The organism is Zobellia uliginosa (assembly GCF_900156625.1).
Taxonomy (GTDB): domain Bacteria; phylum Bacteroidota; class Bacteroidia; order Flavobacteriales; family Flavobacteriaceae; genus Zobellia; species Zobellia uliginosa.
Genome location: NZ_FTOB01000004.1, coordinates 363,194 through 377,416 on the forward strand (window position 1 = coordinate 363,194; position 14,223 = coordinate 377,416).

Annotated in this window: 25 protein-coding genes; all 25 read left to right on the forward strand. The window is 41.3% G+C overall.

Features of this window, described 5'->3' with window-relative positions; genetic code table 11:
• Positions 1-455: 455 nt before the first annotated feature.
• The 25 genes from rpsL (at position 456) to secY (ending at position 14,221) form a co-directional block, all read left to right on the forward strand.
• Positions 456-830 (forward strand): 30S ribosomal protein S12, encoded by a 375-nt coding sequence (rpsL, locus tag BW980_RS14010; protein WP_010519393.1) that lies wholly within the window; start codon positions 456-458, stop codon positions 828-830.
• A 74-nt stretch (positions 831-904) separates the two neighbouring features.
• Positions 905-1,381, forward strand: coding sequence for a 30S ribosomal protein S7 (gene rpsG / locus BW980_RS14015; protein WP_013993855.1), 477 nt, complete (start codon positions 905-907; stop codon positions 1,379-1,381).
• Between the two features lie 6 nt (positions 1,382-1,387).
• Positions 1,388-3,520 carry an elongation factor G gene (fusA, locus tag BW980_RS14020; RefSeq protein WP_076455834.1) on the forward strand — a complete coding sequence of 711 codons (2,133 nt, stop codon included), beginning with the start codon at positions 1,388-1,390 and terminating at the stop codon, positions 3,518-3,520.
• Between the two features lie 11 nt (positions 3,521-3,531).
• Complete coding sequence (rpsJ, locus tag BW980_RS14025; protein WP_007094989.1) at positions 3,532-3,837, forward strand: 30S ribosomal protein S10; 306 nt, start codon at positions 3,532-3,534, stop codon at positions 3,835-3,837.
• A 188-nt stretch (positions 3,838-4,025) separates the two neighbouring features.
• The gene (gene rplC / locus BW980_RS14030; protein ID WP_013993857.1) at positions 4,026-4,643 is read left to right on the forward strand and encodes a 50S ribosomal protein L3; all 618 of its coding nucleotides are present in this window, start codon (positions 4,026-4,028) and stop codon (positions 4,641-4,643) included.
• A complete protein-coding gene (gene rplD / locus BW980_RS14035; RefSeq protein WP_076455835.1) occupies positions 4,643-5,272 on the forward strand; it encodes a 50S ribosomal protein L4 in 630 nt (209 codons plus the stop codon). Before rplC ends, rplD begins: the two co-directional genes overlap by 1 nt.
• A gap of 6 nt (positions 5,273-5,278) precedes the next feature.
• On the forward strand, positions 5,279-5,569 hold the full coding sequence (rplW, locus tag BW980_RS14040; protein ID WP_013993859.1) for a 50S ribosomal protein L23: 291 nt from the start codon (positions 5,279-5,281) through the stop codon (positions 5,567-5,569).
• 9 nt (positions 5,570-5,578) lie between these two features.
• A complete protein-coding gene (gene rplB, locus BW980_RS14045) occupies positions 5,579-6,403 on the forward strand; it encodes a 50S ribosomal protein L2 (RefSeq protein WP_076455836.1) in 825 nt (274 codons plus the stop codon).
• A 14-nt stretch (positions 6,404-6,417) separates the two neighbouring features.
• On the forward strand, positions 6,418-6,696 hold the full coding sequence (gene rpsS, locus BW980_RS14050) for a 30S ribosomal protein S19 (RefSeq protein WP_013993861.1): 279 nt from the start codon (positions 6,418-6,420) through the stop codon (positions 6,694-6,696).
• A 3-nt stretch (positions 6,697-6,699) separates the two neighbouring features.
• Positions 6,700-7,107: a 50S ribosomal protein L22 gene (gene rplV, locus BW980_RS14055; RefSeq protein ID WP_013993862.1), complete on the forward strand. Its 408-nt coding sequence runs from the start codon at positions 6,700-6,702 to the stop codon at positions 7,105-7,107.
• A gap of 1 nt (position 7,108) precedes the next feature.
• The gene (gene rpsC, locus BW980_RS14060; protein WP_076455837.1) at positions 7,109-7,831 is read left to right on the forward strand and encodes a 30S ribosomal protein S3; all 723 of its coding nucleotides are present in this window, start codon (positions 7,109-7,111) and stop codon (positions 7,829-7,831) included.
• 19 nt (positions 7,832-7,850) lie between these two features.
• The gene (rplP, locus tag BW980_RS14065) at positions 7,851-8,282 is read left to right on the forward strand and encodes a 50S ribosomal protein L16 (protein ID WP_076455838.1); all 432 of its coding nucleotides are present in this window, start codon (positions 7,851-7,853) and stop codon (positions 8,280-8,282) included.
• A gap of 8 nt (positions 8,283-8,290) precedes the next feature.
• Entirely contained in the window at positions 8,291-8,482 is a 192-nt protein-coding gene (rpmC, locus tag BW980_RS14070; RefSeq protein ID WP_013993865.1) for a 50S ribosomal protein L29, read from the forward strand.
• A 13-nt stretch (positions 8,483-8,495) separates the two neighbouring features.
• Entirely contained in the window at positions 8,496-8,756 is a 261-nt protein-coding gene (gene rpsQ / locus BW980_RS14075) for a 30S ribosomal protein S17 (protein WP_013993866.1), read from the forward strand.
• A 1-nt stretch (position 8,757) separates the two neighbouring features.
• Positions 8,758-9,126 (forward strand): 50S ribosomal protein L14, encoded by a 369-nt coding sequence (gene rplN / locus BW980_RS14080; RefSeq protein WP_013993867.1) that lies wholly within the window; start codon positions 8,758-8,760, stop codon positions 9,124-9,126.
• 13 nt (positions 9,127-9,139) lie between these two features.
• Positions 9,140-9,454 (forward strand): 50S ribosomal protein L24, encoded by a 315-nt coding sequence (gene rplX, locus BW980_RS14085; RefSeq protein WP_076455839.1) that lies wholly within the window; start codon positions 9,140-9,142, stop codon positions 9,452-9,454.
• Between the two features lie 3 nt (positions 9,455-9,457).
• Positions 9,458-10,009: a 50S ribosomal protein L5 gene (rplE, locus tag BW980_RS14090; RefSeq protein WP_013993869.1), complete on the forward strand. Its 552-nt coding sequence runs from the start codon at positions 9,458-9,460 to the stop codon at positions 10,007-10,009.
• Between the two features lies 1 nt (position 10,010).
• Positions 10,011-10,280, forward strand: coding sequence for a 30S ribosomal protein S14 (gene rpsN / locus BW980_RS14095; RefSeq protein ID WP_076455840.1), 270 nt, complete (start codon positions 10,011-10,013; stop codon positions 10,278-10,280).
• Positions 10,281-10,346: 66 nt separating this feature from the next.
• Positions 10,347-10,745, forward strand: coding sequence for a 30S ribosomal protein S8 (gene rpsH / locus BW980_RS14100; protein ID WP_013993871.1), 399 nt, complete (start codon positions 10,347-10,349; stop codon positions 10,743-10,745).
• A gap of 18 nt (positions 10,746-10,763) precedes the next feature.
• Positions 10,764-11,306: a 50S ribosomal protein L6 gene (gene rplF, locus BW980_RS14105; RefSeq protein ID WP_076455841.1), complete on the forward strand. Its 543-nt coding sequence runs from the start codon at positions 10,764-10,766 to the stop codon at positions 11,304-11,306.
• A gap of 9 nt (positions 11,307-11,315) precedes the next feature.
• Positions 11,316-11,672, forward strand: coding sequence for a 50S ribosomal protein L18 (rplR, locus tag BW980_RS14110; RefSeq protein ID WP_013993873.1), 357 nt, complete (start codon positions 11,316-11,318; stop codon positions 11,670-11,672).
• A gap of 8 nt (positions 11,673-11,680) precedes the next feature.
• Positions 11,681-12,205, forward strand: a complete 525-nt coding sequence (gene rpsE / locus BW980_RS14115) for a 30S ribosomal protein S5 (protein ID WP_013993874.1) — start codon at positions 11,681-11,683, stop codon at positions 12,203-12,205.
• Between the two features lie 11 nt (positions 12,206-12,216).
• The gene (gene rpmD / locus BW980_RS14120) at positions 12,217-12,399 is read left to right on the forward strand and encodes a 50S ribosomal protein L30 (protein WP_013993875.1); all 183 of its coding nucleotides are present in this window, start codon (positions 12,217-12,219) and stop codon (positions 12,397-12,399) included.
• Positions 12,400-12,412: 13 nt separating this feature from the next.
• Positions 12,413-12,865 carry a 50S ribosomal protein L15 gene (rplO, locus tag BW980_RS14125; RefSeq protein ID WP_076455842.1) on the forward strand — a complete coding sequence of 151 codons (453 nt, stop codon included), beginning with the start codon at positions 12,413-12,415 and terminating at the stop codon, positions 12,863-12,865.
• A gap of 12 nt (positions 12,866-12,877) precedes the next feature.
• Entirely contained in the window at positions 12,878-14,221 is a 1,344-nt protein-coding gene (gene secY, locus BW980_RS14130) for a preprotein translocase subunit SecY (RefSeq protein WP_076455843.1), read from the forward strand.
• Positions 14,222-14,223: the final 2 nt, after the last annotated feature.

Genomic DNA, 14,223 nt, shown 5'->3' on the forward strand with positions numbered 1-14,223 from the left:
ATTTGGAATAATTTAATAATGCTGTTTTTGGCAAGTTTTTGTTAAAATAACAGTATTAGGCCTCTATAAAAGTAAGTAAATGGCTTCAAGTTGTGAGTAATATTATATTGTTTTATTGAAATTCATGGAGTTTTGTGGTTTAGATGATTTTGTTTATTAGGGTGAAATCGGCTTGTCTCGTGATTTTATCGGGGATGGAATTGATGTGTTGTTGATGAGGGTATTTTTGGTTGATTATGTGTGTGGGGTTTGGGGTGTGGATTTTGGAGTTTTGGTTTTGAGCGGCTTAAATGTTAGAGTGTGTTTTTCTCTTGGGTTGGGGGTGGATTTTTTCCGATGAGGGTTTCTAAAATAAATTTCTTGGAAAATTAATGGCAAACTATTTGAATTTCTGTGAAATAGTATTACATTTGCCGACCCTTAAACAAGGGCTTATTTATACATATATATTTAGTATGCCAACAATTTCACAATTAGTACGAAAAGGAAGGTCCACGATTACTAAGAAGAGTAAATCGGCGGCTTTGGATTCGTGTCCTCAAAGAAGAGGTGTTTGTACTCGTGTTTATACGACTACGCCAAAGAAACCAAATTCAGCTATGAGAAAAGTAGCAAGGGTTAGGTTGACCAATGGTAAGGAAGTAAACGCTTACATCCCCGGAGAAGGACATAACCTCCAAGAGCACTCGATAGTATTAGTAAGGGGCGGAAGGGTGAAGGATTTGCCAGGTGTTAGATACCATATCGTTAGAGGTGCTTTGGATACTGCAGGTGTTGCAGGAAGGACTCAACGTAGGTCTAAGTACGGTGCAAAACGCCCTAAGAAGTAAATGAACAAAGGGTGTTTAGGTGAGGGTCGAGACAATGGTTTCGATGCTGGCTTAAAATCCGAAATTATTAAGTAATGAGAAAAAGACAGGCAAAAAAAAGACCACTTTTACCAGATCCAAGATTTAACGATCAATTGGTAACGCGTTTCGTCAATATGATGATGTGGGACGGTAAGAAGTCTATCGCTTTTAGTGTTTTTTACGATGCAATGGATATCGTAGAAGAGAAAAAGACCGATGATGAAAAAACTGCTTTAGAGCTTTGGAAGGATGCTCTTTCCAATGTGATGCCTCACGTTGAGGTGAGAAGTAGAAGGGTTGGTGGGGCTACGTTCCAGATTCCGATGCAAATCAGGCCGGACCGTAAGATATCTACTGCAATGAAATGGCTTATCAGTTTCGCTAGAAAGCGTAACGAGAAAGGTATGGCCCAAAAATTGGCAGCTGAGGTTCTTGCCGCTTCGAAAGAAGAAGGTGCAGCTGTTAAAAAGAGAGTTGATACGCATAAAATGGCTGAGGCCAATAAGGCATTTTCCCACTTTAGATTTTAATCAGAAATGGCAAGAGATTTAAAATACACAAGAAATATAGGTATTGCGGCTCATATCGATGCCGGTAAGACCACTACGACGGAACGTATACTTTTTTATACGGGTGTAAGTCATAAAATAGGGGAGGTGCATGATGGTGCTGCAACTATGGATTGGATGGAGCAAGAGCAAGAGCGTGGTATCACGATTACCTCTGCGGCTACTACCTGTACATGGAAGTTTCCTTTGGAAAACGCAAAACCGTTACCTGAAACAAAAGATTATCACTTTAATATTATAGATACTCCGGGACACGTTGATTTTACTGTTGAGGTAAACCGATCTTTGCGTGTGTTGGATGGTTTGGTCTTCCTTTTTAGTGCTGTTGATGGTGTTGAGCCTCAATCAGAGACAAACTGGAGATTGGCCGATAACTATAAAGTACCACGTATTGGTTTCGTGAACAAAATGGATCGTCAAGGGGCTAACTTCTTGAATGTCTGTAAGCAAGTGAAAGAAATGCTCGGTTCAAATGCTGTGCCGATCGTTCTTCCAATTGGTGACGAGGCTGATTTTAGGGGTATTGTCGATTTGGCCAAGAATAGGGCTATCGAATGGCACGAAGATAATTTTGGGTCTACTTTTGATGAGATTGAGATTCCGGAAGATATGAAGGCCGAGGTTAAGGAGTATAGGGCTGCTTTGATCGAAGCTGTTGCTGAATACGACGAGGAGTTGATGGAGAAATTCTTCGAAGATGAGGATTCTATTACCGAAGACGAGGTGCATGCTGCTTTGAGGGCTGCTGTAATGGATAGGGCAATTATACCAATGGTGTGTGGTTCTTCCTTTAAGAACAAGGGGGTTCAATTTTTGTTGGATGCCGTTTGTAGATACTTGCCTTCGCCTGTTGATAAAGAGGCTATTGTAGGCGTAAATCCCGAGACTGGAAAAGAAGAGTCTAGAAAACCTGATGTAAAGGAGCCTTTTGCTGCCCTTGCGTTTAAAATTGCCACGGATCCTTTCGTAGGTAGGTTGGCTTTCTTTAGAACTTATTCTGGTCGTCTGGACGCCGGTTCGTATATATTGAACAACCGTTCAGGTAAAAAAGAGCGTATCTCCCGTATATATCAAATGCATTCCAATAAGCAAAATGCTATCGATTATATCGAAGCAGGTGATATTGGGGCTGCGGTTGGATTTAAGGATATTAAAACAGGGGATACCATGTCCGCTGAAAAGCATCCTATTGTATTGGAGAGCATGGACTTTCCTGATCCTGTAATCGGTATTGCCGTTGAGCCTAAAACAAAGGCCGATGTAGATAAGTTGGGTATGGCCTTGAGTAAATTGGCTGAAGAGGATCCTACTTTTCAGGTGAAAACCGATGAGGCTTCCGGTCAGACCATTATATCTGGTATGGGTGAGCTTCACTTGGATATTATTGTAGATCGTTTGAAGAGGGAATTTAAGGTCGAGGTAAACCAAGGTCAGCCACAGGTTGAGTACAAGGAGGCCTTTACCCAGGCGGCGGATCATAGGGAGACCTATAAGAAGCAATCTGGTGGTCGTGGTAAGTTTGCCGATATTGTATTTACAATTGAGCCTGCTGAAGACGAGGAAGCTACAGGTCTTGAGTTTGTGAACGTGATAAAGGGTGGTAACATTCCTAAGGAATTTATACCAGCTGTTGAAAAAGGATTCAAAGATGCCATGAAAAATGGTCCTTTGGCCGGATTCGAGATGGATAGTATGAAGGTTACCCTTAAGGATGGTTCCTTCCATGCGGTGGATTCTGACTCCTTATCGTTTGAGTTGGCTGCCAAAATGGGTTATAAAGCGGCTGCGAAAGCTGCAAAAGCTGTGCTTATGGAGCCTATCATGAAGATTGAGGTGTTGACACCTGAGGAAAACATGGGTGATATAGTTGGTGATTTGAACCGAAGAAGGGGTACAATTTCCAACATGAGTGACAGGGCCGGGGCAAAAGTGATTAAAGGTGAAGTGCCTTTATCTGAAATGTTCGGTTATGTGACTTCATTGAGAACGTTGTCATCGGGTAGGGCAACCTCTACCATGGAATTTTCTCACTATGCAGAAACACCATCGAATATCGCAGAAGAAGTAATTAAGGCAGCAAAAGGTGTAACCACCGCTTAATTTTTAGAAAGATGAGCCAAAAAATAAGGATAAAACTAAAATCTTACGACCATAATCTAGTAGATAAGTCTGCAGAGAAAATCGTAAAGACCGTAAAGACTACTGGGGCTGTGGTAACCGGGCCAATTCCGCTACCTACGCACAAAAAGATATTTACCGTATTGCGTTCGCCGCACGTAAATAAGAAGTCTAGAGAGCAATTCCAGCTTAGTTCTTACAAGAGATTGTTGGATATTTATAGCTCTTCATCAAAAACTATTGATGCACTTATGAAGCTTGAGCTTCCTAGTGGTGTCGAGGTTGAGATAAAAGTCTAGGTATTTTCCGTCCGGATTAGGATGGAGGACATGTCCCGAGCTGCGTGCGAGGGAAAAACGGAGAAAAACAATCAGGGTTGAATTGTTTTGACCCTGTTTTTTTGCCCGATAGTTAATGAGTATTAATAAATGTAATATAAACGGAAGACGGGTTTTTGTAAATCTGGATTCCATAATCTAAAATCAGTATGTCTGGGTTAATTGGAAAAAAAGTAGGCATGACCAGCATCTTTGACGAGAACGGGAAGAATATCCCCTGTACCGTTATCGAAGCCGGACCATGTGTGGTTACCCAAGTCAGAACCGAGGAAGTTGATGGCTATAATGCCCTTCAGCTTGGTTTCGATGACAAGGCAGAGAAGCGTGCTAATAAGGCCGAAGCAGGTCATTTTAAAAAGGCAGGTACATCTCCTAAGAAAAAGGTCGTTGAATTTCAAGGTTTTGAGGAGGAATACAAATTAGGGGATACCGTTGGTGTCGATCTTTTTGTAGAAGGAGAGTTTGTGGATGTCATTGGTACGTCTAAAGGAAAAGGTTTTCAAGGTGTTGTAAAACGCCACGGATTTGGTGGTGTGGGTCAAGCGACCCATGGTCAGCATAACCGATTGAGAGCTCCAGGTTCCATTGGTGCCGCATCTTATCCTGCAAGAGTTTTTAAAGGAATGAAAATGGCCGGTAGAATGGGTGGTGAACGAGTTACCATTCAGAACCTTAGAGTGTTGAAGGTTGTTCCGGAAAAGAATCTTTTGGTTGTAAAAGGTGCTGTTCCAGGTCATAAGAACGCTTACGTAACTATCGAGAAGTAATGAAGGTAGCAGTTTTAGATATCAAAGGAAAAGAAACAGGTAGAAAGGCAGACCTTTCTGATGCTGTTTTCGCAATAGAGCCTAACGAGCATGCCGTTTATTTGGATGTTAAGCAGTATTTGGCACACCAAAGACAAGGTACGCATAAAGCTAAGGAGCGTGCGGAGATTGCGGGTAGTACTCGTAAGATCAAGAAACAAAAAGGAACAGGTACTGCCCGTGCAGGTAGTATCAAATCTCCGATTTTTAGGGGTGGTGGTAGAATTTTTGGTCCAAGACCAAAAGATTACGGTCAAAAATTGAACAAAAACGTGAAACGTTTGGCCCGTAAATCTGCCTTGAGTATCAAATCTAAAGAGCAGGCAATTTTGGTTGTTGAAGATTTTAATTTTGATGCTCCAAAGACAAAAGATTTTAAGGATGTTTTGAAGTCTTTAGGGCTTGAAAACAAAAAATCGCTGTTTGTCTTGGGTGAACCAAATAATAGCTTATATTTGTCTTCGCGAAATTTGAAGGATTCCGAAGTCATAACCTCCTCAGAGATAAGTACTTACAAGATTTTAAACGCAAATAATATTGTGTTATTGGAAGGTGCCTTAGAAGGATTGGAGTCTAATTTAACAAAATAGAAAGCCATGAATGTGTTGATAAAACCAATAATAACGGAAAAAATGACCGCTGATAGCGAGTTGTACAATCGTTATGGTTTCATAGTTGATCCAAGGGCCAACAAGATCCAGATAAAAGACGCGGTAGAAGCAACTTACGGTGTTTCGGTAAAGAAAGTGAGAACCATGAATTATGGTCCTAGCAGAAAGACACGTTACACTAAGACTGGTATACAGCATGGAAAAACTAACGCGATTAAAAAAGCGGTAGTTGATGTGGTTGAAGGTGATATCATTGATTTTTACAGTAATCTATAAAGACAAGAAATGTCAGTTAGAAAATTAAAACCCATAACCCCCGGGCAGCGTTTTAGAGTAGTAAATGGTTTTGATGCCATTACTGCTGATAAGCCGGAGAAGAGTTTGCTCGCTCCGTTAAAAAAATCGGGAGGTAGAAACAGTCAAGGAAAAATGACTATGCGCCATAGAGGTGGTGGTCATAAAAGAAGGTATCGTGTGATAGATTTCAAAAGGGATAAGCAAGATATTGCTGCGACCGTCGAGTCTATTCAGTACGATCCTAACAGAACGGCCTTTATAGCATTGCTAAAATATGCCGATGGTGAGAAGCGATATATCGTCGCGCAGAATGGCCTTCAAGTTGGTCAAGAAGTGGTTGCTGGTAAGAGTGCTGCTCCGGAAATAGGGAATGCATTGTTTATTAGTGATATTCCATTGGGTACTATTATTTCTTGTATTGAGTTGCGGCCAGGTCAAGGTGCCGTTATGGCGAGAAGTGCTGGTACGTTTGCCCAGTTGATGGCGAAAGACGGTAAGTTTGTTACGGTCAAGATGCCTTCAGGTGAAACAAGGTTGATTTTGTCAACATGTATGGCGACTATCGGGGCTATTTCAAACTCAGATCACCAGTTGTTGGTATCCGGTAAAGCGGGTAGAAGCAGATGGTTGGGTAGGAGGCCTAGAACAAGACCGGTAGCGATGAACCCTGTCGATCACCCGATGGGTGGTGGTGAAGGTAGAGCTTCAGGTGGTCACCCAAGATCGAGAAACGGAATTCCGGCTAAAGGTTATAGAACGCGTACTAGAACCAAGAAGACGAATAAGTATATTCTAGAACGTAGAAAGAAATAATAAAGTAAGAAACAATGGCACGATCGTTAAAAAAAGGACCTTACGTTCACTACAGCTTGGAGAAAAAAATCCAGCAGAGCGCATCTTCGGGAAAGAAGAGCGTTATAAAAACGTGGTCAAGAGCATCGATGATAACACCTGATTTTGTAGGTCAGACTATAGCTGTGCATAATGGAAGACAGTTTGTTCCTGTGTTCGTTACAGAGAATATGGTAGGTCATAAATTAGGCGAATTTTCTCCGACAAGATCTTTTAGAGGTCATGCAGGAGCCAAGAACAAAGGAAAAAAGTAAGCTATGGGAGTTCGAAAAAAACAGATGGCCGAAAGAATCAAGGCCGAGAAAAAGCAAATAGCGTTCGCCAAGTTGAACAATTGCCCTACATCGCCTAGAAAGATGCGTTTGGTGGCAGACCTTGTTAGGGGTGTGCAGGTAGAAAAGGCCTTGGCCATTCTACGTTTCAACCCAAAAGAGGCTTCTCGTAAGTTAGAGAAGTTGTTGCTTTCTGCCTTGGCAAACTGGCAAGCTAAGAATGAAGATGCTAGCGTTGAAGATGCGGACCTTTATGTAAAGGAGATTCGCGTTGACGGAGGTAGTATGTTAAAGAGATTGCGTCCGGCACCACAGGGTAGGGCACATAGAATTAGAAAACGTTCCAACCATGTTACATTGGTGTTGGGGTCTAATAATAATATAGAAAGCTAGAATGGGACAGAAAACAAATCCGATAGGAAATCGTCTAGGAATTATCAGGGGATGGGAATCTAACTGGTATGGTGGAAACGATTATGGAGATAAACTAGCTGAAGACGATAAGATACGTAAGTATATCCATGCGCGTTTGGCCAAGGCTAGCGTTTCAAGGGTAATTATTGAGCGTACCTTAAAGTTGATTACGATTACAGTGACTACTGCAAGACCTGGTATTATTATCGGTAAAGGTGGTCAAGAGGTAGATAAGCTTAAAGAGGAGCTTAAGAAAATCACCAATAAAGAGGTTCAGATCAATATTTACGAGATCAAGAGACCTGAGCTTGATGCGAATTTGGTTGCGGCGAGTATCGCGCGTCAAATCGAAAGCAGGATTTCATTTAGAAGGGCTATAAAGATGGCTATTGCTGCGGCAATGAGAATGAATGCCGAAGGTATCAAGGTGCAGATTTCCGGTCGTTTGAACGGTGCTGAGATGGCGCGTTCCGAATCGTATAAAGATGGTCGTATTCCATTGTCTACTTTTCGTGCTGATATTGATTACGCTTTGCATGAGGCGCAAACAACTTACGGTAAGTTAGGTATTAAAGTATGGATCATGAAAGGTGAAGTGTACGGCAAGCGTGAATTGTCCCCCTTAGTAGGTATGACCAAAGGTCAGTCTTCAAAAGGAGGTGATAAGCGTGAAGGCGGTAGAAAGCAACGTCGTAGAAAGTAATTTTTTAAAGAAGTAAACAATGTTACAACCTAAAAGAACCAAGTTTCGCAAGATGCAAAAAGGCCGCATGAAAGGTAATGCGGGCCGTGGACATCAACTATCGAATGGTATGTTCGGCATCAAGACTTTGGATTCAAAATTTATAACGTCACGTCAGATAGAAGCGGCGCGTATTGCGGCTACTAGATACATGAAAAGACAAGGCCAGTTGTGGATAAAGATATTTCCGGACAAGCCTATTACTAAAAAACCTTTGGAAGTACGTATGGGTAAAGGTAAAGGTGCTCCAGAATACTTTGTCGCGGTTGTTAAGCCAGGTAGGGTTTTGTTTGAAGTTGCCGGTGTACCTATGGATGTAGCTAAAGAAGCGCTTAGGTTGGCAGCACAGAAATTACCGGTCAAGACAAAGTTTATTGTTGCTCGAGACTACGTTGATCAAGATTTAATCTAAGGTGTACCATGAAAAACAAGGAAATTAAAGAATTGTCTATAGAAGAGCTTAAGCAAAAGCTGGCTGAGTTCAAAACGCAGCATGCGAATCTTAAAATGGGGCATTTTGTAACCCCTCTTGAGAATCCGCTTCAAATCAGAAAGGCAAGAAGAACGGTAGCTAGATTGGCAACGGAATTAACTAATAGGGAAAACCAATAACTGGTTCTGCTTTATGGAAGAAAAAAGAAACTTAAGAAAAGAGAGGATAGGGGTTGTAACCAGTAACAAAATGGAGAAGTCCATTGTTGTGGCTGAGGTAAAGCGAGTAAAACACCCTATGTACGGTAAGTTCGTTTTGAAAACGAAAAAGTACGTTGCGCACGACGAGAAAAACGATTGCAACGAAGGTGATACCGTTAAGATAATGGAGACACGCCCGTTAAGCAAGACTAAAACTTGGCGTTTAGTAGAAATCTTAGAAAGAGCTAAATAATATGTTACAGCAAGAATCAAGATTAAAGGTAGCGGATAACACTGGGGCAAAAGAAGTTTTGACCATTCGTGTGCTTGGTGGTACCAAGAGAAGATATGCTTCCATCGGAGATAAGATCGTTGTTACCGTTAAAGAGGCTACGCCTAATGGTGGTATCAAAAAAGGTGCTGTATCTACGGCGGTGGTTGTAAGAACAAAGAAAGAAGTAAGAAGGCCAGATGGTTCGTACATCCGTTTTGATGACAATGCATGTGTGTTGTTGAATCCAACGGGAGAGATGAGAGGAACCCGTGTTTTCGGTCCGGTTGCACGCGAACTTCGCGATAAGCAATTCATGAAAATTGTTTCATTGGCCCCTGAGGTACTTTAATAATAGACAAAGCATGAAAAAGTTGAAAATTAAAACGGGGGATACGGTTCGTATCATTGCAGGAGACCATAAAGGTACTGAAGGCAAGGTTATGACCGTAGACCGTGAGAAGAACAAAGCTATCGTAGAAGGTGCAAACATGGTTTCTAAGCATCAGAAGCCAAGTGCGCAAAACCCTCAAGGTGGTATCGTAAAAAAAGAAGCTCCTATCCATATTTCCAATCTTGCCCTTATCGATGCTAAATCAGGTGAGACAACGAGAGTAGGTTATGAGGTAAGAGACGGAAAGAAAGTCCGGTTTTCTAAGAAATCCAATGAAGTAATATAAGTTATGGCTTACGTTTCAAGGTTAAAGAAAGAATATGGTGAGCGTATAGTAAATGCGCTTAAAGAAGAGTTTGGTTACAAGAATGTAATGCAAGTGCCGAAACTTCAGAAGATAGTTGTTAGCAGGGGTGTAGGTGCCGCTGTAGCAGATAAAAAACTTATTGACCATGCGGTAGACGAATTGACCAATATTACCGGTCAAAAAGCGGTTGCCACGTTGTCTAAGAAGGATGTTGCTGCGTTCAAGTTGCGAAAAGGTATGCCAATCGGCGCCAAAGTAACGTTACGTGGTGAGCGCATGTACGAATTTTTAGATCGTTTGATCACTAGTGCGTTGCCACGTGTTCGTGATTTTCAGGGTATTAAGGCAACTGGCTTTGATGGTCGTGGAAATTATAGCCTTGGTGTAACGGAGCAAATAATTTTTCCTGAAATCAATATTGATAAAATCAATAGAATTGACGGAATGGATATTACCTTTGTTACCTCGGCCGAAACGGACAAGGAAGCAAAATCATTATTAACCGAATTAGGATTACCTTTTAAAAAGAACTAGTATGGCTAAAGAATCAATGAAAGCCCGTGAGCGCAAAAGGGCGAAAACTGTTGCAAAATATGCCGAGAAAAGAAAGGCTTTGAAAGAGGCTGGAGATTACGAAGCATTGCAAAAGTTGCCACGTAACGCATCACCTGTTCGGATGCACAACCGTTGTAAGTTGACAGGTAGGCCTAAAGGTTACATGAGAACTTTTGGTATCTCTAGGGTTATGTTCAGGGAAATGGCAAACAAAGGTCTTATTCCAGGTGTTAAAAAGGCAAGCTGGTAATATTTATTGAATAACTGGTTTCAGGTTCGTTAATGAAGACGAAAACCGTTACCGAATTATATACAAATGGTTACAGATACTATAGCAGATTATCTAACGAGAGTTAGAAACGCCAGCCGAGCTGGTCACAGAGTGGTAGAGATACCCGCTTCAAAGGTGAAGAAGGAGATAACTAAGATATTGTTCGATCAGGGCTATATTTTAAGTTACAAATTTGAGGAAGATAAGGTTCAGGGTTCTATTAAAATAGCTCTGAAATACGACAAGGCTACTAAAGAGCCTGTTATTAAAAAGATTCAAAGAGTAAGTAAGCCGGGTTTACGTAAGTATACCGGTGCTGAAAATCTGCCTAGGGTCTTAAACGGCTTAGGGATAGCGATAGTATCTACCTCTCATGGGGTAATGACTAGTAAGCAGGCGAAAAATGAAAATGTAGGTGGCGAGGTGCTTTGCTACGTATATTAATAGGATAAATAGTAAGAAATGTCAAGAATTGGTAATAATCCGGTAGCTATTCCTGAAGGGGTTACTGTTGAGGTTAAGGATAACGAGATTGTCGTTAAAGGCAAGTTGGGAGAACTTACCCAAGAGTTTTCCGCCGTCGAGGTAAAGATAGAAGATAACCAAGTCTGGGTAACCAGACCGTCAGATTCAAAAGAGCACAAGGCAAAGCATGGTCTTTACCGTTCTTTGGTCAGAAATATGATCGAAGGTGTTTCAAAAGGGTGGACAAAAGAATTGGAACTTGTAGGTGTTGGTTATAGAGCTAGCAACCAAGGTCAGAAATTAGACATTGCCCTAGGTTTTTCCCATAACATTGTTATAGACTTGGCTCCAGAAGTCAAAGTTGAGACTACATCTGAAAAAGGAAAGAACCCAATTATAAAATTGACATCGCACGACAAGCAGTTAGTAGGGCAAATAGCCGCTAAGATACGCTCGTTCCGTAAGCCTGAGCCTTACAAAGGAAAAGGGGTTAGGTTTGTTGGCGAACAATTAAGAAGAAAAGCAGGTAAATCAGCTTAATAGTATATCATGGGATTATCAACAAGCGAAAGAAAACAGAGAATACGGAGAAGGATCAGAAAGGTTTCCAATGGAACAGCGGAAAGACCTAGATTGTCCGTTTTTAGAAGTAATAACGAAATTTATGCCCAGGTTATAGATGATACTAAAGGTACTACTTTGGTAGCCGTGTCGTCAAGGGATAAAGATTTGGCAAAAGAAAAAGGTACTAAGACAGAGATTGCAAACCTTGTAGGTAAGGCGATTGCTACTAAGTGCAAAGAAGCAGGTATTGAAAAAGTTGCTTTTGATAGAGGTGGTAACCTTTACCACGGAAGAGTGAAATCTTTGGCTGAAGGAGCAAGGGAAGCAGGACTTAATTTTTAAATAAGAGTATGTACCAGAAATATAAAAACGTAGAGACCGTAAAACCCAGTGGGTTGGAACTTAAAGATAGATTGGTAGGCATACAACGTGTTACCAAGGTAACTAAAGGTGGTAGAGCTTTCGGTTTTTCAGCTATAGTTGTTGTAGGTGATGAAAACGGGGTTGTGGGTCACGGTTTAGGAAAATCAAAAGAAGTAGCTACTGCTATCGCAAAGGCTATAGAGGACGCTAAGAAAAACTTGATTCGTATTCCTTTGAACAAGGCAACCTTGCCACATGAGCAAAAGGGAAAATTCGGTGGAGCTCGCGTTTATATCCAACCGGCATCTCACGGTACCGGGGTTATTGCAGGTGGAGCCGTTAGGGCGGTACTTGAAGCCGTAGGAGTGCAAGATGTGCTTTCTAAGTCTCAAGGTTCATCTAACCCTCACAACGTTGTGAAAGCTACTTTTGATGCGCTTTTGCAGCTTAGGGATGCTAAGACCGTAGCAAGCCAAAGAGGGGTTTCCCTTGAAAAAGTGTTTAAAGGATAAGTAAAGATATTATGGCAAAGAAAATTCTGGTAAAACAGTTGAAGAGCAGCATCAAAAGGCCACAGAACCAAAAGCGTACATTGATGGCTTTGGGTCTAAAGAAAATTGGTCAAGTAGTAGAGCATGATGCCACGCCGAATATACTCGGTATGATAGCTAAAGTTGAACATTTGGTTTCCACTGAGGAAGCTTAAATAGCATATTATAATGAATTTAAGTAATCTAAAGCCAGCCGATGGTGCTACCAATAGAGCGGGCAAAAGAGTAGGTAGAGGTCAAGGGTCTGGTAAAGGCGGTACAGCTACAAGAGGACATAAAGGTGCCAAGTCGAGATCTGGTTACTCTAAGAAAATTGGTTTTGAAGGTGGTCAAATGCCATTGCAAAGACGTGTGCCTAAGTTTGGTTTCACGAACATAAACCGAGTAGAGTACAAGGGTATCAATGTTGAAAAGTTACAAGAGTTGGTCGATAACAAAAAGGTTAAAGACGTTGTTACTTTTGAAGCTTTAGTAGACAACGGTTTGGCTAAGAGTAAAGACCTAGTAAAAATATTGGGTGGTGGGGAATTGAAAGCTTCACTTAAAGTTTCAGCGCATAAATTTACGGCAAGTGCTAAAGCGGCCATTGAAGCTGCTGGTGGAGAAGCAATAAATTTATAAGCATAACTGACCATGAAGAAATTTTTCGAGACCATATCCAATATTTGGAAGATAGACGAACTAAGGAATAGGATTATACTAACCCTTGGTTTGTTGTTGGTATACCGTTTTGGTTGTCAAATAGTTCTTCCGGGTATTGATTCTACTCAATTGGCAGAATTAGCCTCAGGTACCGATTCCGGTATCTTCGGCTTATTGAATGCTTTTACAGGTGGTGCTTTTGCTAACGCTTCGATTTTTGCCTTGGGTATCATGCCCTATATATCGGCATCTATTGTTGTACAGCTTATGAGTATCGCCATTCCTTATTTGCAGAAATTAGACAAAGAAGGGGAGAGTGGTAGAAAAACGAAGAATCAGATTACACGTTGGCTTACGATCGGTATTTGTGTCGTTCAAGCGCCAGCGTATCTTTACGGATTGGAGGCCTTCGGTGTCCAAGACAGTGCCTTCGTTTTAGGTAAAGGATTGGACTTTATGATTCCGGCGGTTATCATTTTGGTGACGGGATGTGTATTTGCCATGTGGTTGGGTGAAAAGATTACCGATAAAGGTATCGGTAACGGAATTTCACTATTAATCATGATTGGTATTATAGCGACCATGCCACAATCATTTGTTCAGGAATTTATCTCTAGAACCGTTGACAATAACGGTGGGTTGATGTTTATCCTAATTGAAATTATACTTTGGTTCTTGGTTATTTTGGCCAGTATTCTTTTGGTAATGGCTACGCGTCAGATACCGGTTCAGTACGCAAGAAGAACGGCGTCGGGTGGATATGAGAAGAACGTTATGGGGTCGAGGCAATATATTCCTTTGAAACTTAATGCTTCTGGGGTAATGCCTATTATCTTTGCCCAGGCAATTATGTTTGCACCTAGTTTAATAGGTAAGACGTTCAACAATACCAGTGCGGGCCAGTGGATGGAAGTACAGTTTCAAGATATATTCGGATTGGCATACAACCTATTGTTCGCCTTTCTTATTATCGTCTTTACATATTTCTATACGGCCATTACGGTTCCAACGAATAAAATGGCAGATGATTTGAAAAGAAGTGGTGGTTTTATTCCGGGTATTCGACCTGGAAAGGAAACTGGTGATTTCTTGGATAAGATCATGTCTTTAATAACTTTGCCAGGATCTGTATTTTTGGCCCTGTTGGCTGTTTTACCGGCAATAGTGCTTAAGTTGATGGATATTCAGGCCGGGTGGGCAATGTTTTATGGAGGCACCTCTTTATTGATTATGGTTGGTGTGGCCATAGATACGGTTCAACAGGTGAACGCTTATCTTTTGAACAGGCATTATGATGGATTGATGAAAACTGGTAAAAATAGAAAAGTCGCATAATT